Annotated in this window: 15 protein-coding genes and 1 pseudogene; 7 read left to right on the forward strand and 9 right to left on the reverse strand. The window is 69.8% G+C overall.

The window, feature by feature from the left end; all coding sequences use genetic code 11:
• From FL311_RS08030 to FL311_RS08040, 3 genes and pseudogenes are all read right to left on the reverse strand, one after another.
• A pseudogene (locus tag FL311_RS08030) lies at window positions 1-473 on the reverse strand (sodium:proton exchanger); the annotation flags it as partial.
• 32 nt (window positions 474-505) lie between these two features.
• On the reverse strand, window positions 506-844 hold the full coding sequence (locus tag FL311_RS08035; RefSeq protein WP_141324347.1) for a hypothetical protein: 339 nt from the start codon (window positions 842-844) through the stop codon (window positions 506-508).
• Window positions 845-882: 38 nt separating this feature from the next.
• On the reverse strand, window positions 883-1332 hold the full coding sequence (locus FL311_RS08040) for a general stress protein (protein ID WP_141324348.1): 450 nt from the start codon (window positions 1330-1332) through the stop codon (window positions 883-885).
• 312 nt (window positions 1333-1644) lie between these two features.
• Between FL311_RS08040 and FL311_RS08045 the strand changes: the two genes are divergently transcribed.
• Complete coding sequence (locus FL311_RS08045; protein ID WP_228556748.1) at window positions 1645-2427, forward strand: TVP38/TMEM64 family protein; 783 nt, start codon at window positions 1645-1647, stop codon at window positions 2425-2427.
• Between the two features lie 55 nt (window positions 2428-2482).
• Here FL311_RS08045 and FL311_RS08050 read toward each other — a convergent pair whose 3' ends face one another.
• From FL311_RS08050 to FL311_RS08060, 3 genes are all read right to left on the reverse strand, one after another.
• Complete coding sequence (locus FL311_RS08050) at window positions 2483-3694, reverse strand: proprotein convertase P-domain-containing protein (RefSeq protein WP_141324349.1); 1212 nt, start codon at window positions 3692-3694, stop codon at window positions 2483-2485.
• A 60-nt stretch (window positions 3695-3754) separates the two neighbouring features.
• A complete protein-coding gene (locus FL311_RS08055; protein WP_141324350.1) occupies window positions 3755-4492 on the reverse strand; it encodes a hypothetical protein in 738 nt (245 codons plus the stop codon).
• A 129-nt stretch (window positions 4493-4621) separates the two neighbouring features.
• Window positions 4622-5566, reverse strand: a complete 945-nt coding sequence (locus FL311_RS08060) for a patatin-like phospholipase family protein (RefSeq protein ID WP_141324351.1) — start codon at window positions 5564-5566, stop codon at window positions 4622-4624.
• Window positions 5567-5853: 287 nt separating this feature from the next.
• On the opposite strand from FL311_RS08060, the gene FL311_RS08065 reads away from it, so the two are divergent.
• The 6 genes from FL311_RS08065 to FL311_RS08090 all read left to right on the forward strand — a co-directional run bounded on the left by FL311_RS08065 (window position 5854) and on the right by FL311_RS08090 (window position 16274).
• Entirely contained in the window at window positions 5854-8736 is a 2883-nt protein-coding gene (locus tag FL311_RS08065) for a carboxypeptidase regulatory-like domain-containing protein (protein ID WP_141324352.1), read from the forward strand.
• A gap of 316 nt (window positions 8737-9052) precedes the next feature.
• Complete coding sequence (fdh, locus tag FL311_RS08070; RefSeq protein ID WP_255510324.1) at window positions 9053-12322, forward strand: formate dehydrogenase; 3270 nt, start codon at window positions 9053-9055, stop codon at window positions 12320-12322.
• Between the two features lie 3 nt (window positions 12323-12325).
• Entirely contained in the window at window positions 12326-13123 is a 798-nt protein-coding gene (locus FL311_RS08075; RefSeq protein ID WP_141324353.1) for a 4Fe-4S dicluster domain-containing protein, read from the forward strand.
• On the forward strand, window positions 13120-14274 hold the full coding sequence (nrfD, locus tag FL311_RS08080) for an NrfD/PsrC family molybdoenzyme membrane anchor subunit (RefSeq protein ID WP_141324354.1): 1155 nt from the start codon (window positions 13120-13122) through the stop codon (window positions 14272-14274). Before FL311_RS08075 ends, nrfD begins: the two co-directional genes overlap by 4 nt.
• 111 nt (window positions 14275-14385) lie before the next feature.
• A complete protein-coding gene (locus FL311_RS08085) occupies window positions 14386-15492 on the forward strand; it encodes an isopenicillin N synthase family oxygenase (protein ID WP_141324355.1) in 1107 nt (368 codons plus the stop codon).
• 347 nt (window positions 15493-15839) lie between these two features.
• Window positions 15840-16274 (forward strand): hypothetical protein, encoded by a 435-nt coding sequence (locus FL311_RS08090; protein WP_141324356.1) that lies wholly within the window; start codon window positions 15840-15842, stop codon window positions 16272-16274.
• Window positions 16275-16419: 145 nt separating this feature from the next.
• Here the strand turns inward: FL311_RS08090 and FL311_RS08095 are convergent, their stop codons facing one another.
• The 3 genes from FL311_RS08095 to FL311_RS08105 are packed head-to-tail and all read right to left on the reverse strand — an operon-like array spanning window position 16420 to window position 21236.
• Window positions 16420-18432 (reverse strand): acetyl/propionyl/methylcrotonyl-CoA carboxylase subunit alpha, encoded by a 2013-nt coding sequence (locus tag FL311_RS08095; RefSeq protein ID WP_141324357.1) that lies wholly within the window; start codon window positions 18430-18432, stop codon window positions 16420-16422.
• Between the two features lie 9 nt (window positions 18433-18441).
• Window positions 18442-20049 carry a carboxyl transferase domain-containing protein gene (locus tag FL311_RS08100; protein ID WP_141324358.1) on the reverse strand — a complete coding sequence of 536 codons (1608 nt, stop codon included), beginning with the start codon at window positions 20047-20049 and terminating at the stop codon, window positions 18442-18444.
• A gap of 11 nt (window positions 20050-20060) precedes the next feature.
• The gene (locus tag FL311_RS08105; RefSeq protein WP_141324359.1) at window positions 20061-21236 is read right to left on the reverse strand and encodes an isovaleryl-CoA dehydrogenase; all 1176 of its coding nucleotides are present in this window, start codon (window positions 21234-21236) and stop codon (window positions 20061-20063) included.
• Window positions 21237-21320: the final 84 nt, after the last annotated feature.

The following is a 21320-nucleotide window of genomic DNA, read 5'->3' on the forward strand; positions in this document are numbered from 1 at the left end:
CGGTCCATCCGCCCGCCCCGGTACGCCAGCACCGCGAAGTGTCCGGAGGACAGGCTCGCCGCCGCACCCAGGAGCGACGCCGCGCCCACCGCCGCCACCACGGACGGCCGCGACGTCAGCATCAACGGCACCACCAGCGGCACCGCCACGAACAGGAACGCCGTGCCCGAGTGCGCCAGCGCCGCCGCGTACACCGGCCGGGGCAACAGCCGCAGCAGCCGGGGCTCCAGGTTCAACCCCAGGATGACGCCCGCGGTGCCCAGCCCCAGCGCCATCACCGGGCGCATCAGCTGCACGTCCTCCGCGGACAGCACCCCCGCCGCCGAGGGCCCCAACACCACGCCGAACAACAGGAACAGGAAGCCCCCCGCCGCCAGCCGCGCCAGCGCGGGGAAACGCCCCGGGTCCAACGCCGGACTCGATGCGAGCAGGGAGAGCGCCGCGATGGCGAGGAAGACGAGCAGCGCTTGCACGGGGCTTGCTTACACCGGCCGCGCCCCGCTCGTCACGAGCGCCGGTGGGTGGGTGCGGCGATCACCGGCAGGGCCACCAGCCGACCCATCGGGGGATCATCCGCGTCCATCTCCAGCTGGACCCGCTGGATCAGCCGCTCCATCTCCTCGGCCGACACGCCAGGCAGGGTGCTCACCAGCAACACCCGGTCCTCGTCCGCTCCGAGGGCCAGACTGCGAAGCCCCGCGAACACGGGGACTTCGGCGGACAGCGCCGCGGCCGCGCTGCGAGCTCGGACCACCAGCGGCTCCGGGATTCCAAACTCCCGGAGCCGACGGATGGCTCGCTCGGTGCCTTCCACCTGCTCGAGGAACGTGATGACCAGGTACACGCGGGCCGTCTTACCGGGTCCGCGTGCCGTTGGCCACGCTACTCGTTCTGGCCGGGGCCCGCCGTCTCACCGGAGGGAGCCGCCGGAGGCGTGGAGCCCTCCTGCTGCGGCGCGGAGCCCTCCGGCGTCGCCGCCATCGCGGCCCGGGCCGCGCGCTTGCCCTCCTCGATGAGCTTCTTCACCTTCTGCCCACCCTTGCGGCCAATCTCCTCGTAGAAGTTCGGCCCTCGGGTGGCCTTGACCCGGTCGCCACCCTTCTTGCCGATCTCCTCGTAGAACTTGGCGCCGCGCTCGGCCTTCACCGTCTCGCCGCCCTTGCGGCCAATCTCCTCGTAGAACGAGCGACCTCGCTCCGCCTTCACCGTCGCTCCGCCCTTGCGACCGATGGTCTCGTAGAACTCGCGACCTCGCTCGTTCCGGACCGTCTCGCCACCCTTACGGCCCGCCTCGGCCACCGTCATGCTGCCCTTGTTGTCCTTGTCCGACATTGCGCCCTCTCCTCTCTTGGCTGCCTGCCCCCATCCCTCACCGCGATTGCCCCTTGCCTGAAACCTTGGGACGGAAGCGCCCCGATGCAAGCAAGCTCCGTACACCGCCAGCCGTTCTCGCCTGACCCACCACACCAAAACCCCAATGATTCCGGTGGGTTCGTCAAGCTCGCCCTGCTTACTTTCCCGGCGGAGGCATGCCCGGCAGGACGCTCTCTTGTTGAAAACAATTCCCTCCGCATTGCCGATTCCCGAACCGACACTCACTTTCATGCCCGCGGCGCGCGTTCTCGTGCCGCGGGGAGGCGTTGCGTGGCGCAGGGTGCGAAGACATGGCTTCGGGTCCTGGCCCCGATGCTCGTGTCCGTGGGTGGACTGTTGACGCTCCGGCTCCTGGGGCCGGACTTCATCGACCAGCGACATCTCTCGGAGCTGCTGGCCCCACTGGGTGATGCGGCGCCTTTGGCATACATCGCCTTCCTCGCCGTACGTCCCCTGACGTTGCTGCCCGGGCAGCTCATGACCGCCGTGGGCGGGATGATGTTCGGGACGCTCGCAGCGACCCTCTATTCACTAACGGGCAGCTTCCTGGCCGCCATGTTGCTCTTCGTGCTGGCACGAAAGCTGGGGACCCGGCCGATGAGGCGCCTGGCCGGCGGCAAGTACCCGGCGCTCGTGCGCGCGGCGAAGCGCAACGATTTCCTCTTCTCATTCACCATGTGCATCAACCCGCTGTGCCCCACCGACGTGATGCTGGCCGCGGCCGCCGCCAGTGGCGCGCGGTTCTGGCCCTCGGTGGCCGGCGTGATGCTCGGCACCATTCCCGGCACCTTCCTCACCGCGCAGTTCGGCAGCGGGCTGGCCCAGGGACGCACGGTGATGACCGCGGTGTCCGCCGCGGGCCTGGTCCTGTCGTTGGTGTTGGGCGTGTTCATCGGCCGTCGCTTCTACAAGGAGCTCAATGAGGCTCCGGAAGTCCCTTCACCGCCATCTGATGCGCGAGGGGATTCGACGGTTCCCGAGCTGCGGAGCGCGACGGCCGCGGCGGTGCCTGCCGCTCAGGCCAAGAGCGGCGGCGTCCCTGCCACGTATTGAGTGGAGGCGCGCGCGGGCGCGGACACCCGCGCGGCCCCGGACGTTCCCTCCGACCTCAGTCCCAGCGGCTGGTGAGCTTCACGGACCACGAGCGGAGCGTGCCGCTGCCCTGCCCCGTGGGGTTGGAGATGCGCAGGAGCCACTTGCCGTTGATGGTGCCGTCGCGCGGGATGCCCCGCGTCACGGGGATGCGCGCCGGGGGCACGCCCTCGTTGGGGCCGTCCCACAGCAGGGCCGTCTCACCCCCCGGGTCCTCGAGCGTCAGCACCAGCTTCGACGGCTGGGCGTGCACCAGGTCCAGCTCCACGGTGATGTCCTCGGGCACGGTCGCGAGCCCCACCACGCCCACCGTGGACACCCAGGGCGTCGTCGTCGAGGACGGCAGCGACAGGTCCGCGTGGTTCGTGAAGGTGCCCGCCATCCACGACGGACGGCAGAGCCCGTCCTCCGCGCCGGACTGGGGCCCCGAGCACGTCAGGCCCGCGGCGCACGGGCGCAGCACGGAGCAGCTGTCGCCGTCACCCGGCACGTACGCCGTGTTGCGGCAGCGGCCGTAGGCGATGGGACCGCCGAAGGCCAGGCCCGTGCACGACAGGCCCGCCTGACACGTGTTCGGCCCGGTGCACGGGTCACCTTCCGGCGCGAGCGCGACGTGGTTCTTCAGCGACTGGAGCCCCGCGCCATCCATGAACGGCAGGCGGGACAGCTCCACCAGGTGGTCGATGCGGCGCGCGTCGATGATGGCCTGTGCCTGGGCCGCGCTCAGGCCCACGGTGCCCTGCAGGACGTTGAGTGGCGCCGTGTTCGCGGCGGCGAGGACCCGGCGGGCCTCGGCGAGGTTGAACGCGATGCCGTGGAAGATGCCGACCTGCTCGTCCAGCGGCATCTCCACCCGGCCGGTGCCCCGGACATAGGCCTCCAGCGCCTCCAGCGCGGCCGGGCCCACCTGCGGAACCGCGTCCACCTGGGCGATGGAGACGAAGTGGCGATCATCCGCCGTGGACTCGATGCCGTCCGGCCCGTTGCGGTACGCGACCAGGCTCTGCGCGGTGAGCGCGTTGAGCGGCACCTCGTTGTCCAGCACGGCCACCGTCGTCGAGCGGCTGTTGAGGAACGCCAGCACGCCCGTGGACGCCGGAGTCCCCGTCATCAGGGCCTGCGCGCGCGTCATCAGCACCGCGGCGGGCTTCTCTTCGGCGGGGGTTCCACAGCCCAACAGCATGGGAAGAATGGAAAGCGGCAGATACCGCATCAAGTTGAAGGTCATGGGAACCGTGTACATCAGGTGTCCGACGTAATCTTCAACAGAGACGTCACGAGTCGCCCGTCACTCGCCCCTGCAGGTCGGCTTCAATTGGTTGGCGCAGAGGAAGGCGCCCGCGGCGGCGGTGAAGGTGGTGGCGGCGATCCACCCGTTCGCGGGGAGCTGGAACAGGGCCATGGCCGCTCCGACTCCGGCCAGCGTCAGGAAGACGCGTCGCGCGCGTGCCTGGCCTCCGCGCCGCCGGCCCGCGGTCACCGTGTAGACGAAGGCCGCCGCGCCCGCGACGAACTGGGCGAACAGGAACCGGTAGGCCGAGTTCCGCACGAGCTCCGCATGGAGCTCCAAGAGGGTGGGCGGCGCCGGGGGCTCGCCGGACAGGGCCCGGAGCGTCGCATGGAAGCGGACGACGAGCGCGTTCTCCGAGCCCATGGTCAGGAGGAAGACCTGAACGAGGATGACCATGAACAACGTCACGAGGAGGACGAGCCAGGGGACCGCGAAGCGCTGCCGCTGCCATTGGCGCAGGGCGTCGAGCTCCTCGGGTGTCAGCGTGAGCGCATCGGGGTAGCCCAGGCTCAGCAGCGCCTGGGTGGCGGCGATGGTCGACGGCATCGTCGGCGTGCCGAGCCCCGCGAGGGCATGGGACTCCAGATAGGAGCGCACCAGCGTCGCGCCGCGCTGGGGGTCGGGCGCGGAGGGCAACTGGAGCAGCAGCGTGTTGATGTCCTCGGCCAGCAGCCCTCGCTCCTCCTCCGACGCGCCTTGCGCCCGACGGACCAGGACTTCGAGGCGCTCGGTCACGGAGTCCTCCGCGCCAGGTCCGGTCACCGCCACACGCTGAAGCTGACCCACCGTGTTCCTCCCGCGCCCCGGTTGCGGCAGGGCGGGAGGCATCGTAGCGCCCCTCCCCCACATTCGGGAAACGCCGGCTCAGGAATGGAGGATGGGCTCCAACTGGGCGGCGATGCGCGGCGGCATGCGCTCCCCGGGGCCCACGCCCGTCGGCCGCATCACCGCGCGGGCCCGGTCCTCGCCGTGGCGCAGGCGCATGCGAATCATCTCTGGCGAGAAGTCGAGCGTGTCGCCCAGGGGCGCGGTGGGCTCGATGACGGTGATGCGGCAATAGACATACGGCTTGCCGTCCGGGGCGCGGAGCGACGTCCCCTGCTCATGGGCCTGTCTCACCATGTCATTGATGCGCACGAAGACATCCACGTCGTTCATCAGGATTTCGTTGAGGGTGATGTCCGTGAGGCTCCGGCGGGCCACGTCCAGGATGTTGGCGGGATGGCGGACGGGCTCCAGTCGTGAGGAAGAACAGGCGATGACGACGATCTCCGTGGGCGCGTACCCGAGCGCGTCGCCCAGCGGCGTCACGTTGCGCAGGCCTCCGTCGACGATGGCCTGGGGGCCGATGGGCTCCCAGATGACGGGCATGGTCGCGCTCTGCCAGACGGCGGAGAGGAAGTCGCTCGCGTCGCTCGACACCAGCTCGTATTGCCCCGAGGTGAGCGACACGCGGCCCACGTGGGCGGGGATGGCGAAGGGCCGTCCGGCGAGGTTGCGCTCGACCAGGTCTCTCAAGGGCGTGTTGTCATAGATGCCCAGCTTGTTGAGCAGGCCGATGCGCAGGGCGACGACGAGCCAGGGGAAGCGTCGGAACACGTCCGACTCGCGGAGGTTCATCCAGAGGTCCGTCAGGCGCTCGTACTCGCGCTGGGCGATGACGGCGCCATTCAGCGCGCCCACCGAGACGCCGAAGACGCGCTCCCAGCGGAAGCCGTGCACCTCACGCAGCACCCGCTCGGCGCCCACCTGGAAGGCGCCCTTGCCTCCACCACCAGACAGCACGAGCGTCGCGGGACGGTCCGACATGGGGCTACCTCGCTGGGGACGGAGGGAAGCGGGAGATAGGCACCCTGGCGGAGGCCCGGTATCGCCCGAGGGCCCAGGCCCGCTGTCCTCCCCTGGGCCCTTCCCGCGCCGACTCAGCCTTTCGGCGGCCCGCACCGCGCGCATGAAGCGCTGGAGCTTGTCGGCCCCTCGTCGGATGCCGTCTTCGTCGAGTCACGAGCGCTCGGAGTTGCCGCAACGTCACGGCGAACCGCCGAGGGACTGGCACTCCCCGTCCGTCTGGCGAGAGAATGAGCGCGGGAGGGACGATGAGTCGAAAGACTGTCTTCGCGGTGGCGATCGGCCTGGCGCTCGTGGGTGTGCTCTTCATCTGGCGCGCGGCGTCGACAGAGGGGGGAGACACCTCGATTCCCCACGCGTCCGACTCCGCCTCTCGTGGTGAGTCGGCCAAGGCGAAGCCTGCGTCACCCTCCACCTCCCGAGGGACCGTGGCCCAGGCTCCGGCGACAGGGACACCTCCGGTCGCCGAAGCGATGCGCGAGGAGGAAGGGGCCGTCCAGGTCGAAGTCCACGGAAGCTCGCGGCCCGTCGAGGGAGCGCAGGTATCGCTCTACTTCCAGGGGCCGCGTTCACCTGAGACAGGCCGCCCCACGTGGTTCGTCGCGGGGCGAGGAACCACGGACGCCACGGGCATTCTGCGACTCTCCGCGAGGCCCGGTCCGTACCTCGTCACCGCGAAGGCGCGGGGGTTCGCCACCGCGAGGCTGTCGCTCACCCGTCCTCGTGGCGAGGCACTCACGCCCGTACGCCTCACCCTTGGCGAGGGGGTGACCTTGTCGGGCTCGGTCGTCGAGCGCGCCTCGAAGGCCCCCGTCCCTCTCGCGAGGCTCACGCTCACGCCGCGCACGGTGCTGGCCTCCGCCTCCGTCGCGACCACCTCCGTTCCGGAGGAGGAACGTCACGAAGCCTCGGCCGACGAGCGCGGCCTCTTCCGCTGCGAAGGACTCACGCCCGGCGAATACCAGCTCGAGGTCACGGCGCCCGCCCACTCGACCCGGCGCATCGCTCGGGTCCAGGCTCCGGCCTCCGGACTCGTCGTCGAGCTCGATGGCTCGGCTTTCATCGAGGGATTCGTCGAGCTGCCGGAGGGCAAGCCCGCGGCGGGGGCTCGCGTCACGGCCACGGGCATGGGCGAGACGTTCGAGACGGAAACCAGCGCGGGCGGTGGTTTTTCGCTCGATGTGCCCCCGGGCGTCTATCAGGTGTCGGCGCGGCTGGATGCGCTGACGGGCACCGCGCGGGAGCGCGCGGTCGTTGGCGCGGGGATGACCCTCCATGACGTCCGCATCCGACTGGGCGCCGCTGCGTCTCTCACGGGAATCGTGCGCGGCAAGGGCACCTCCGTGCCCATCGCGGGAGCCACGGTGTCCATCGCCCCGGGCGCCATGGTGGCGACCTTCGACGCCGCCCCCGCCGAGGTCGCGAGCGCCACGAGCGGCGCGGACGGACGCTTCGATGCGGGGAACCTCGCACCGGGTTCCTACTCGGTGACGGTCCGGGCGAAGGGCTTCCGCGCCCTGCGGCGGGAAGGCATCACGGTGCTCGCGGGCCAGCGCTTCGAGTTGTTGGCCGAGCTGGACGCCAATGGTCGCATCGAGGGCACGGTCGTCGACGACAGCGAGCAACCTCTCGCGGGAATCCAGGTCACCCCCGAGCGTCGCTGGCGGATGATGCCCATGGAAGGCGTGCTCACGACGGTGACGGATGCACGGGGTGCCTTCGTGCTCGAGGACGTCCCGCCGGGTGACGTCTTCGTCGCCGCGCGCCGGCCGGGCAGTCAGCTCCATGTCCGCGAGCGCGTGGCGGTGAGCCCCGGCCAGACGCACCAGGTGAAGCTCAAGCTGGGGGGCGAAGGCACGCTCGAGGGAACCGTGAAGCTCGCGGACGGGCGCGTGCCCACGTCGGCCGTGACGGTCTTCGCGCAGCTCGCGGACACGGCGCGCACGGAGGCACATCAGATCCCCACCGCGGCGGACGGCACCTGGAGCATGCGAGTGCGAGCCGGGCGCTACCGCGTCGCCGCATGGCTCGTCGACGTGGGCAACCAGAACAGCGACCAGGAGAAGGTCGTGGACCTGAAGGCGGGCGCGACCGAGCGCGTGGACCTGCAGGTCCGCGAGGCGGAGCGTCCCCTCTCCGTCACGGTGCTGGAACCCAATGGCGCGCCGAGTGTCTTGGCCACGGTCATGGGGGCGGAGGCGGGCAAGAACGAGATCTTCCTCGAGGACTCCACGGATGCCTCGGGACAGGTGACGCTGGTCGCCGACTCACTGGGCACCCAGCCGCTGCACATCTGGGCCACGAATGGCGGACGCCGGGGCGACCTGCCCTCCGTGCCGGCCACGCAGAGGAACTTGGTCATCCAGCTCCAGCCCGGAGGACGGCTCACGGGGGCGGTCCGCTCGGCGGGAGGCCGGAGCATCGAGGGCTTCCGCCTGGTGGTCTCCGCGACGAAGAGCGAGGACGACTTCCTCTCGCGACAGGAGCTGGAGCTCGCGGGAGATCGCTTCGTGGTCGAGGACGTCAACCCAGGCGCCGTGACGGTGTCCGTGACGCTGCCCGACGGTCGCGCGGGCAAGGCGGACACGATGAGCGTCGCGGGCCAGACGACCCAGGTCGACGTCGTGGTGGAGGCGGGCGGCGCCATCTCGGGCCGGCTGGTCGACAAGGCGGGCAAGCCCATTGCCCAGGCGTTCGTAGACGTGGATGGCCTGACCTCGGCGCCCACGGGCGCGGATGGTCGCTTCCGGGTGGAGGATGTCGCGCCAGGCCAGCACCGGCTCATCGCCTGGAGCGAGAAGACGGAGCGCGCGGAGAAGAAGCTCACGCTGGCGGTGGGAAAGAGCCAGGACGTGGGCGACTGGAAGCTCGGCCCTCCGCGCATCGAGCCGGGGCGGCTGGGCATCTTCTTCGGGATGGCCGGAGACGACGTCCTGGTGCGCGGCGTGCTCGAGAGCATGCACGGCGATGCGCTTCGCGTGGGAGACATCGTCCAGTCCATCGATGGAGCCACGGTGCTGACGGCGGGAGAGGCCCGTGAGCGCGAGCTGGGGGCGCCGGGCAGCCCCGCCATCCTGATCATCCGGCGCGACACGAGGACCTATCCCGTCACCCTCTCCCGAGCCCCCTGAGACGGCTGTGCGTAGCGAGCCGTCTCCGTCCCGCCAATCAACGGCTTCGCGTTGTTGTGCTTGGAGATACCGGACGAAGCTCCCCGCGAACCGCTCGACCCAGGCCTCGCTCCTGCCCGCGGTCATCCGACCCCACAGCTCGACCCAGGCGACCGCCAAGTTGAGACAGCCATTCACCTGAAGACAGCTCACCCGCGGAACCGTCCGGCCCTTGACGGGTGCGGGGGGGCCTCGCCTCTCTCTGCCCCCGTTTTATGCGCGCCCGGCCCCATCATCCGGACACGCGCCGGCATGACGCCGACTCGGGAGGTCCACCGTGGGAATCCTCGACCTGCTGTTCCGCTGGCCCGTGCTGCGTCAAATCGCGCGCGGCGACGTCAAGGCGCTCGGCGAGACGGCCATGACGGAGCGCAGCCGGACGTTGGAGCCCCGCACCGCTCGCGCGGACCGCGTCGTCAAATCCGTCTGCCCCTACTGCGCCGTGGGTTGTGGCCAGGACATCTACGTCAAGGACGAGCGCATCATCGACATCGAGGGTGACCCCGACTCGCCCATCTCCCGGGGCCGCCTGTGCCCCAAGGGCTCCGCCACCTTCCAGCTCGTCACCGGCACCCACCGCGTCCAGCACGTGCTCTACCGTCGCCCCGGCGGCACCGGGTGGGAACGCCTCCCGCTGGAGCAGGCCATGGACATGGTCGCCGAGCGCGTGAAGCGCACCCGCGACGAGACCTGGGAGGACACCGACGTCAACGGCTTCAGCGTCCAGCGCACGCTGGGCCTCGCGCACCTGGGCGGCGCCACGCTCGACAACGAGGAGAACTACCTCCTCAAGAAGCTCTTCACCGCCCTCGGCATCGTCCAGGTGGAGAATCAAGCCCGCATATGACACTCGTCCACGGTGCCCGGTCTGGGCATCACGCTGGGACGTGGCGGGGCCACGACCTTCCAACAAGACCTGCGGAACTCTGACTGCATCCTCATCCAGGGCTCCAACATGGCCGAGTGTCACCCGGTGGGCTTCCAGTGGGTGATGGAGGCCAAGGCCCGGGGTGCGACGGTCATCCACGTCGACCCTCGCTACACGCGCACCAGCGCGGTGGCGAACCAGCACGTGCCCATCCGTGTCGGCTCGGACATCGCGTTCCTGGGAGGGCTCGTGCGCTACGTGCTCGAGCACGAGCGCTACTTCAAGGAGTACGTCGTCCACTACACCAACGCCGCCAACCTGGTGCGCGAGGACTTCCAGGACACGGAGGACCTGGACGGGCTCTTCAGCGGCTTCCTGCCGAAGGAGAACAAGTACGACATCAGCTCCTGGAGCTACGAGGGCGTCGAGGGCCCCACCCCCGCGTCCGGCCACAAGGAGCTCTACGCGGAGCCCGGCGCGGGTGAAGGCGAGACGCACGCCACCCTCATCACCGAGGCCACCAAGGATCCCACGCTCCAGCACCCGCGCTGCGTGTTCCAGGTCCTCCGGCGCCACTTCCAGCGCTACACCCCGGCCATCGTCGCCAAGGTCTGCGGCGTCCCCGAGGAGCAGTTCCAGAAGGTCGCCCAGACGCTCTGCGACAACTCCGGCCGCGAGCGCACCACGGCCTTCTGCTACGCGGTGGGCTGGACGCAGCACTCGGTGGGCGTGCAGTACATCCGCACCGCGACCATCCTCCAGCTCCTCTTGGGCAACATCGGCCGGCCCGGCGGCGGCATCCTCGCGCTGCGCGGGCACTCGTCCATCCAGGGCTCCACGGACATCCCCACCCTGTTCAACCTGCTGCCCGGCTACCTGCCCATGCCGAGCGCCACGCAGTCCCCTGCCCTGGCCGACTACCTGGCGTCCCACACGTCCAGCACGGGCTGGTGGAACAACTTCCCCAATTACGTCGTCTCGCTCTTGAAGGCCTGGTTCGGGGACGCGGCGACCGAGGAGAACGAGTTCGGCTTCCGGCACCTGCCCCGGCTCACCGGCAATCACTCGCACATGCAGACCGTGGTCGACATGGCCGAGGGCCGCATCAAGGGCTACTTCGTCATGGGTGAGAACCCCGCGGTGGGCTCCATGAACGGGGCGCTCCAGCGCAAGGGCCTGCGCCAGCTCGAGTGGCTGGTGGTGCGCGACTTCACGCTCATCGAGACGGCCGAGTTCTGGCGCACGGCCCCCGAGGTCCAACGCGGCGACGTGAAGACGGAGGACATCCGCACGGAGGTCTTCTTCTTCCCGGCCGCCGCGCACACGGAGAAGGACGGCTCCTTCACCAACACGCAGCGGATGCTCCAGTGGCACCACGCCGCGGTGGAGCCGCGCGAGGACGTGCGCAGCGAGCTGCACTTCGCCTTCCACCTGGGCCGCAGGCTCAAGCGGCTGTACGCGGCCTCGGGGGCGCCCAAGGACCAGGCCCTGCGCCAGCTGACGTGGGACTACCCGACCCGCGGCGCACTCGAGGAACCGAGCGCGGAGGCGGTGCTCCGGGAGATCAACGGCTACACCGTGACGGATGGCCAGCCCGTGAGCGGCTTCACCGCGCTGAAGGACGACGGCTCCACCGCGTGCGGATGTTGGATCTACTCCGGAGCCTACGCGGAGGGCGTGAACCAGCCGGCGCGCCGCAAGCCAGGGCACGAGCAGACCTGGGTGGCGTCCGAGTGGGGCTGGGCGTGGCCTGCCAATCGCCGCATCCTCTACAACCGCGCCTCCGCGGACCCACAGGGCCGTCCCTGGAGCGAGCGCAAGAAGTACGTCTGGTGGGACCAGACGCAGCGGAAGTGGACCGGCGAGGACGTCCCCGACTGCATCGCGGACCGACCTCCGGACCATCGCCCTGCTCCCGGCGCCAAGGGCATCGAGTCCCTGGCGGGAGATGACCCATTCATCATGCAGGCCGACGGCAAGGCCTGGCTCTTCGCGCCGAGCGGGATGCTCGACGGCCCCCTGCCCACGCACTACGAGCCCATGGAGTCGCCGGTGAAGAACGCGCTCTACGGGCAGCAGTGCAATCCGACGCGGCTGGAGTGGCACCGCAAGGGCAACCCCTACCACCGCGCGTGGGGCGACCCGCGCTATCCCTTCATCCTCACCACGTACCGGCTCACCGAGCACCACACGGCGGGCGGCATGAGTCGCTGGCTGTCCTGGCTCAGCGAGCTCCAACCGGAACAGTTCTGCGAGGTCTCCGTGGAGCTGGCGCGCGAGCGGGGGCTGAGCAACGGCGGCTGGGCCACGCTGCGCACGGCGCGCGGCGACCTCGAGTGCCGGGTGCTCGTCACCGAGCGGTTGCGTCCGCTGAAGCTCAACGGCACGTCGGTGCACCAGGTGGGCATCCCGTACCACTGGGGCGTGACGGGCCGCTCGCGCGCGGATGGAGCCAATGAGCTGCTGGGCTTCGTCGCCGACCCCAACGTGGACATCCAGGAGTCGAAGGCGCTCACCTGCGACCTCGTCGCGGGCCGCCACGCCACGCGGGCCCGGGCGGCGACGGGCGCCACGCCTCCCGCCCTGCCCTCGGACCTGGCGCCGCACCGCCGTGACAGCCTCGCCACGGGCGAGGTCGACCATGTCCCCTGGCAGGAGAAGAAGGACGAGGAGCGATAGCGCATGAGTCGCAAGGGCTTCTTCACCGATTCGACGGTGTGCATCGGGTGCAAGGCCTGTGAGGTGGCTTGCAAGCAATGGAACCAGCTTCCCGATGACGGCTTCCACTTCACCGGGATGTCGTATGACCAGACCGGGGACCTGGGCTGCTCGACCTGGCGGCACGTGGCCTTCGTGGAGCGTCCGGTGCCGCTGCCGGGCCAATCGACGGGCGTGGGCGACTTCTCGTGGTTGATGGTGTCGGACGTCTGCAAGCACTGTCAGCGCGCGGGCTGTCTGGAGGCGTGTCCCACGGGCGCCATCGTCCGCACCGAGTTCGACACCGTCTACGTCCAGCCGGATGTCTGCAATGGCTGCGGCTACTGCGTGGTGGGTTGTCCCTTCGGCGTCATCGACCGGAGACCGGATGACGGTCGGGCCTGGAAGTGCACCCTCTGCTACGACCGGATTGGCGAGGGCATGACGCCCGCCTGCGCGAAGGCGTGTCCCACGGAGTCCATCGTCTACGGGGACCTCGACGTGCTGCACGAGCGCGCGGACAACCGGCTGCGTGAGCTGCATTCACAGGGCATCATCAGCGCCTATCTCTACGGGAAGGACGCGACGAACCAGCCGGGGACGGGCGGGCTCAATGCCTTCTTCCTGCTCGTGGATCGCCCGGAGGTCTACAACCTGCCGCCCGACCCCGTCGTCCCGACGATGAAGGCCGGACAGGCCTGGGGCGCGGTGGCCGTGGGGGCGCTGGGGATGGCGGCCATGGCCGTGGGCGCGGTGCTGCTCGGTCGTCGAGGGGACTCATGAGCGCGCATGACGCCGACGAGACCTTCCTGGACAGGCTCCAGCGGCGCTCGGATGGCCGCAACGTGAACCCGGACCTGGGGACGCTGCTCGGCGAGGGCGCGCAGCAGCGGGTGATGGACCTGGACCGCGCCAATCCGGCCCATGGGTTCCAGGCCCGCGTCCCATCCCACTTCGTCGCCGAGACCGCGGAGGCGCCGAGCTACCACGGGCTGGCCGTCATCAAGCAGCCGGTGTGGATCGCCACCGTGCCCGCGTATCTCTTCGTGGGCGGTGTCGCGGGCGCGGCGAGCCTGCTGGGGCTGGCCATCGACGTGCTCGGCGACACGTCCATGGAGCCGCTCGCGCGGCGCTGCCGGCTGTTGGGGACCGCGGGGGACATGGTCAGCGCGGGGTTGCTGATCGCCGACCTCGGCCGCCCGACGCGCTTCTTGAACATGCTCCGGGTGTTCCGGCCCACGTCACCGATGAGCGTGGGCTCGTGGGTGCTGGCGCTGTCGGGAGCACTCAACACGGTGGGACTGGTGTTGGGGCGCTCGCGAGGTGTGCTCGGTGTCACGGGCAAGGTCGCGGGGTATTCGGCCGCGATGCTGGGCATGCCGCTGGCGGGTTACACGGCGGTGCTGCTGAACAACACGGCGGTGCCGCTGTGGCAGTCCACGCGGCGCACCCTGCCGTTGTTCTTCATGGCGTCGGCGAGCGCGAGCGCGGGGAGCCTGTTGTCCCTGGCGCCGCACACGGAGCGGGAAGCGGACGTGCTGCGGCCGTATCGCCTCGCGGGCAAGGCCGCGGAGGTGGTGATGGCGCACGCCGTGGAGCTCGACGCTCGCCGTGCCCCGGAGGTCGCCCGGCCACTGTCCGAGGGCCTCTCGGGGGCGCTCTGGAAGACCTCCCGGGCCTGCTCGGTGGCGGGGTTGGTGGTGGATGCCCTCCCGGGGCGGCAGCGCTGGAAACAGGTGGCGGCGGACGTGCTGACGACGGTGGGGGCGGTGGCCGCGCGCTTCGCGGTGTTCCATGGCGGGCAGGCGTCCGCGAGGAATCCGCAGGCGACGTTCAAGCCGCAGCGACAGGGCCATGGGGCGGCGGAGGTGACGGGCCACGCGGTGGCCTCGGATGGGAAGCCCTGGAGCTTCCCGCTGCCCGTAGTGCGGTGAGTGCGCGCCCTGGTGGTTCGGCCCTGTCTGGGGAGGGGCGCTGATACCAGGGGTAGTGGCACCCACGAGGCCCTCCCTTTTGGTCGCCAGGAGCGATAAACCTGGGGAACCATGGCCGAGACCTCTTCGCTGAACATCCCCACTGTCGACCTTGCAGACCTTGCCTCGGGCGAGGCGAGCCGCATCGAGCGCGCCGCTGCGGCGCTGCGTGAGGCGTTCGGCGTCTTCGGTCTCGTGTACATCAAGAACCACGGCGTCGACACGCAGGCGCTCCATCGCTACTACGACGCCTTCGCGGCCTTCATCGCGCGCTCGGCGGAGGCGAAGAAGCCCTACGGCCGCGCGGAGCTCTGGTACCAGCGGGGCTGGACGCCGCCGAACACCGAGGTGGCCGTCGCCGGCAATGGTCAGCCGGACTTCAAGGAGTGCTACTTCGTCGCGCCCTACCCCAACGACGAGGTGGCGGCGATGGAGTTCCCGGAGCTGTATCCGGAGAACGTCTGGCCCCCCGACGCGCCGGAGTACTTCCAGGAAGGCATCGTGACGTTGGGGCGCTCGCTCCACGAGGCGGGCCTCAAGCTGCTGCGAGGCTCGGCGGTGGCGCTGGGGCTGCCCGAGGACACCTTCACCGCGCTCTGCGAGCGGGCGCCGCACATCACCCGGGCGCTGCAGTACCTGCCCTTGCGGCCGGAGCAGGTGAACACGGACATCGTCTGGGGCGAGGAGCACACGGACTTCAACCTGCTCACGCTGCTGCCCGGTGGCCGGTTCCTGAACCCCGAGGGCAAGCCGGCGCCGAGCCCGGATGACAAGAGCGGGCTGTATCTGCGCACGCGCGCGACGGCCGAGGACCCGCAGGGCATCAAGGTGCGAGGCACCGCGCCCGCGGGCTGCATCGTGGCGCAGGTGGGACAGCAGCTGGAGATCCTCACGGGCGGCACGTTCCTGGCGACGCCCCACGTGATCACGGCGCCCGGAGTCGCCGGCTGGCAGCGGCAGTCCGCCGCGCACTTCGTGCATGTGCACACCAGCGCGGTGCTGTTCCCGCTGGAGAAGTTCCGCACGCCATCGGCCATCCGCAGCTACGCGCCGCCGGTGCTCGCGGGGACGTATGACATCAAGACGCTCGTGGACATCGGCCTCGCGCCGCCGAGCGCGCTCGACAAGCTGGGCTATCGCCACTACGACCGGCTCAACCGCCAGCGCGCGGGCGAGTAGCTCCGCGGCGAACCCAAAGACAGATGTGTCTGTCATTAAATTGATAGACATGTCTGCCTTTGTCTTGGATTGTTCTCCTCTCACGCGGGCCTACCTGATGGTTCGTGCATGTAGGCACGAACCCCGGCCCCTGTATGTCCGCTGCTCGAGAGGGCTGGAAAATGGCTGAAGGGCTGTTCATGTAGGCATTGGCCTCCAGGAACCTGTTCGCGGGAGTGACGGACCCTCGAAAAACCGCTGATGGTTTGTTCATGTAGGCATTGCACATCCAGTACGGGCCATCCCAGCCAAGGCTCGCAGCGGAAAATCACTGAACATCATGGCAGTAGGCTTCAGGAGGTATCGAGATGCAAAGCGGACGTACGACGAGCGTGATGGTGGCGCTCAGTCTGGGGCTGGTGATGGCGGCGGGATGCGCGAAGAAGCCTGAGGTCCCCGGCTCTCCGGAGGATGTCTATCGGCGCTTCGCGCTCGCGAACCTCACGGGCAGTGAGCAGGCCATCCGCCCCCTCATCATCGACCATCCGGACGCGGCGATCCTGTGGTCGGAAGGGGCCTACCCCGCGGACGTGGCGGAGGAGCTCGGCAAGCACTACCGCGAGATGAAGATCGTCCGCATCGAGGAGAAGTTCGAGTGGGTCCTCATGAAGGGCTCCGACTCTCCCATCCCGATGGAGCTCCGTCGCATCGACGGGGTGTGGCGACTCGACGCGTCGCCGATCATCGACTTCCGCCAGCGGGCGGCCGCCCAGCGCGGCTCCGACTCCAGCCAGCTCCCGTGAAAAACCCCTGAGAGTCTGTTCAGGGTGGGCACGTGCCGCGACGCCAGGCGGCGGCGAGAATCCGGCGCCGGGCCACGACACGAGCCTCACTCCACGACGAAGCAAAGGCAGCGTCGGGGAACCCACGACGCTGCCCCACCCCGCTTCAGGCCACCTTCTCCTCGATGACCGCCAGCTCCGTCCCCTCGCTCACCTGCTCACCGGGGTGATGACGGAAGCTCGCGAGCACGCCATCGCGCGGGGCGGAGATGGTGATCTCCATCTTCATCGCCTCCATCACCAGCAGCGGTGTGCCCTTGGAGACCTTCGCCCCCACCTCGGCCAGGTGCGCGATGACCTTGCCGGGCATTGGCGCGCGCAGCCCGCCCTCCGCCTCCGGGGCCGTCGCCTCGACGTCGAGCGGATCGAACGACTCCAGCTCCCACCGCCGGCCCCGAGCGAACACGCTCCAGCGCGCCCCCACCGGGACCACCGTCGCGTGCACCGTCCCCTCGGGCGACGCCAGCGTCACCGCGTCCCGTTCGCCCACCGTGAACCGCACCGGCACCCGCGCCGCGCTGTCCTGCCCCCCCGGCGCGGACACCCGCATCACATACGTGCCAGGGCCAGAGGCCTCCGCGCGAATCTCCCGCACCACGTCCCCGTGACGCAGCGTCACCAGGAACGGAGCCACCGCGCCCAGCCGGAAGCCGTCCAGCTGCGCCCACGGCGAGCCCGGCTCCGCCTTCGCGGCCTCGTCGCGCGCCCGCGAGAGCACCGCCACCGCGCCCAGCCTCCAGATGTCGTCGGGAATCTCACCCTTGGGCGGCTGCAGCGCCTCGCGCTCACGCTCGATGAGGCTCGTGTCCAGGTTCGCCTGGGAGAACGACGCCGTCCTCACCAGGCGGCCCAGGAACTCCACGTTGTTCGCCACGCCGACGACCTGGTAGCGCTCCAGCGCCTCGCGCAGCTGCCGCAGCGCCGCCTCCCGGTCCTCGCCCCAGACGATCAGCTTCGCGATCATCGGGTCGTAGTGCGTGGAGATCTCATCCCCCTGCTCCACCCCCGTGTCCACGCGCACGTGCCGCGACGTCTCCGGCGGCACCAGGTGCACCAGCCGCCCCACGGACGGGCTGAAGCCCGCGTCCGGGTTCTCCGCGTAGATGCGCGCCTCCATCGCGTGGCCCCGGATGGACAGCTCCGCCTGCGTCTTCGGCAGCCGCTCCCCGGAGGCGACACGGAGCTGCCACTCCACCAGGTCCAGGCCGGTGATCTCCTCGGTGACGGGGTGCTCCACCTGGAGACGCGTGTTCATCTCCATGAAGTAGAAGTTCCCCGCGGGGTCCGCGATGAACTCCACCGTGCCGGCGCCCACGTAGTTCACCGCCTTGGCGGCGAGGATGGCCGTCTCGCCCATCTTCGCGCGCAGGGCCTCCGTCATCCCCGGCGCCGGCGCCTCCTCGAGCACCTTCTGGTGACGCCGCTGCACCGAGCAGTCCCGCTCGAACAGGTGCACGTAGTTGCCGTGCGTGTCACCGAACACCTGCACCTCGATGTGCCGCGGCCGCTCGACGTACTTCTCGATGAGCACCAGGTCCGAGCCGAACGCCCCCAGCGCCTCGCGCCGACACGACGCCAGCTGCGCCTCCAGGTCCTCCGCGCGGTCCACCCGGCGCATGCCCTTGCCGCCGCCACCCGCGCTCGCCTTGATGAGCACCGGGAAGCCGATGCGCTGGGCCTCCGCCTTGAGCCGCTCCACGCCCTGCTCGTCGCCGTGGTAGCCCGGCGTCGTCGGCACCTTCGCCTTCTCCATCAGCGCCTTGGACGCGGACTTGGAGCCCATCGCCCGGATGGACTCGGCGTTCGGCCCCACGAAGACGATGCCCGCCGCCGCGCAGGCCTCGGCGAGCACGGGGTTCTCCGAGAGGAAGCCGTAGCCCGGGTGGATGGCCTGGGCGCCCGTCTTCTTCGCCGCGTCGATGAGCTTCTCCACCACCAGATACGACTCGCGCGCGGCGGGAGGCCCCAGCCGGACGGCCTCGTCCGCCAGCCGGACGTGACGGGCGCCCGCGTCGGCGTCCGAATAGACGGCCACCGTGCGGATACCGAGCCGACGCGCCGTGCGGATGATGCGGCAGGCAATCTCGCCGCGATTCGCGATGAGCAGACTTTCGAACATGGTCGAGTCCTACATCCGGAAGACGCCGAATCGAGTCTCCTGAATCGGAGCATTCAACACGGTCGAGAGTGAAAGGCCGAGCACGCGACGACTCTGCGAGGGGTCGATGACCCCGTCGTCCCACAGTCGCGCGGTGGCGTAATACGGGTGCCCCTGCTCCTCGTACTGCGCGCGGATGGGCGCCTTGAACTCCTCCTCCGCCTCCTTCGCCCACGTGCCGCCCTGGCCCTCGATTCCGTCCCGCTTCACCGTGGCCAGCACCGACGCCGCCTGCTCGCCGCCCATCACGCTGATGCGCGCGTTGGGCCACATCCACAGGAAGCGCGGCGAGTACGCCCGGCCGCACATGCCGTAGTTGCCGGCCCCGAAGCTGCCGCCAATCAGCATCGTCACCTTGGGCACCCGCGCGGTGGCCACGGCCGTCACCATCTTCGCGCCGTCCTTCGCGATGCCCGCGTTCTCCACCTTCCGGCCCACCATGAAGCCGGTGATGTTCTGCAGGAACACCAGGGGGATGCCGCGCTGCGAGCACAGCTCGATGAAGTGCGCGCCCTTCTGCGCCGACTCGCCGAACAGGATGCCGTTGTTGGCGATGATGCCGACCGGGATGCCGTAGAGGTGCGCGAAGCCCGTCACCAGCGTGGTGCCGTAACGCGCCTTGAACTCGTCCAGCCGCGAGCCGTCCACCAGCCGGGCAATCACCTCGCGCACGTCGTAGCGCTTGCGCGCGTCGAACGGGATGATGCCGCCCAGCTCGCTCGGGTCGTAGAGCGGCTCCTCGGAGCGCTCCAGCGCCACCGTCTGCGGCCGCGTGCGGTTCAGGTTCGCGACGATGCGGCGCGCGAGGAACAGCGCGTGCGCGTCGTTCTCCGCCAGGTGGTCCGCCACGCCGGAGATGCGCGTGTGCACGTCACCGCCGCCCAGGTCCTCGTTGGTGACGACCTCGCCGGTGGCCGCCTTCACCAGCGGCGGGCCGCCCAGGAAGATGGTGCCCTGGTTCTTGACGATGATGGTCTCGTCGCTCATCGCCGGCACGTACGCGCCGCCCGCCGTGCACGAGCCCATCACCACGGCGATCTGCGGGATGCCCGCCGCGCTCATCTGCGCCTGGTTGAAGAAGATGCGGCCGAAGTGCTCCCGGTCCGGGAACACGTCGTCCTGGCGCGGCAGGTACGCGCCGCCGGAGTCCACCAGGTACACGCACGGCAGGCGGTTCTCCTGGGCGATCTCCTGCGCGCGCAGGTGCTTCTTCACCGTCATCGGGTAGTACGTGCCACCCTTCACCGTCGCGTCGTTCGCGACGATCATGCACTCCTGGCCCTGGACGCGGCCGATGCCGGCGATCATCCCCGCGGACGGGGACTCACCGCCGTACATGTTCCAGGCCGCCAACTGGCCGATCTCCAGGAAGGGCGAGCCGGGGTCCAGCAGGCGCTCGACCCTGTCCCGAGGCAGCAGCTTGCCTCGGGAGACATGGCGCTGGCGGGAGCTCTCGCCGCCGCCCTTGGCCGTCAGCGCCACCTTCTCGCGCAGGTCGCCGACCAGCTTCTGCATCGCCTCCGCGTTCGCGCGGAAGTCGGCGGAGCGGGTATCCGTGGTTGATTTGAGGATGGCCATGGTGGTGTTCCCTATGCGGTCTCGGCGAACAGCTCGCGCCCGATGAGCATGCGGCGGATCTCCGACGTCCCGGCGCCGATCTCATAGAGCTTGGCGTCGCGCCACAAGCGCGCCGTGGGGTACTCGTTGACGTAGCCGTTGCCGCCGAGGATCTGGATGGCCTGTCCCGCCATCCACGTCGCCTTCTCCGCGGAATAGAGGATGGCGCCCGCGGCGTCCTTGCGCAGCGTCCTGGCGTGGTCCGCCTTGTCGCAGGCCTGGCCCACCGCGTAGACGTACGCGCGGCACGCCGACCACGACGTGTACATGTCCGCGAGCTTCGCCTGGATGAGCTGGAACTGGCCGATGCTCTCCCCGAACTGCTTGCGCTCGTGGACATACGGCAGCACCACGTCGATGCAGGAGCCCATGATGCCCAGGGGCCCACCGGCGAGCACCGCGCGCTCGTAGTCGAGCCCCGACATGAGCACCTTCACGCCCGCGCCCACGCCGCCGAGCACGTTCTCCTCCGGCACCTCGCAGTCCTCGAAGAAGACCGGGTACGTGTTGGAGCCGCGCATGCCCAGCTTGTCCAGCTTGGTGCCGAAGCTCAGCCCCTTGGTGCCGCCCTCGACGATGAAGGCGGTGATGCCCTTGGGGCCCAGCGCCTCGTCCGTCTTGGCGTAGACCACCAGCACCTTCGCGTTGGCGCCGTTGGTGATCCACATCTTGGAGCCGTTGAGGACGTACTTGTCCCCGCGCTTCTCGGCCTTGAGCTTCATGCTGACGACGTCCGAGCCCGCGTCCGGCTCGCTCATCGCCAGCGCGCCCACGTGCTCGCCGCTGATGAGGCCGGGCAGGTACTTGCGCCGCTGGGCGTCGGTGCCGTTGCGGTAGACCTGGTTCACGCACAGGTTCGAGTGCGCGCCGTAGGACAGGCCCACGGACGCGGACGCGCGGGAGATCTCCTCCATGGCGACGATGTGGGCCAGGTAGCCGAGGCCCGCTCCGCCATACTCCTCGCTCACCGTCATGCCGAGGACGCCCAGGGCCCCCAGCTTCGTCCAGAGGTCCTCCGGGAACAGGTTCTCCCGGTCGATGTCGGCCGCCCGGGGGGCAATCTCCTTGGCGGCGAAGGCGCGCACGGTGTTGCGCAACATCTCGACGGATTCACCGAGCGCGAAGCCCAGCTCTGCGAAGTGAGCCATGAAGTCGTTTCCCAACCAGCGTCTCGAGGTGGCTGGCGGACATTAGGTACGAGGGAGGGCTCGCGTGCGCCAGGGTGGTTGCAA

Source organism: Myxococcus sp. AB025B, from assembly GCF_006518215.1.
In the GTDB taxonomy this organism is placed as follows: domain Bacteria; phylum Myxococcota; class Myxococcia; order Myxococcales; family Myxococcaceae; genus Myxococcus; species Myxococcus fulvus.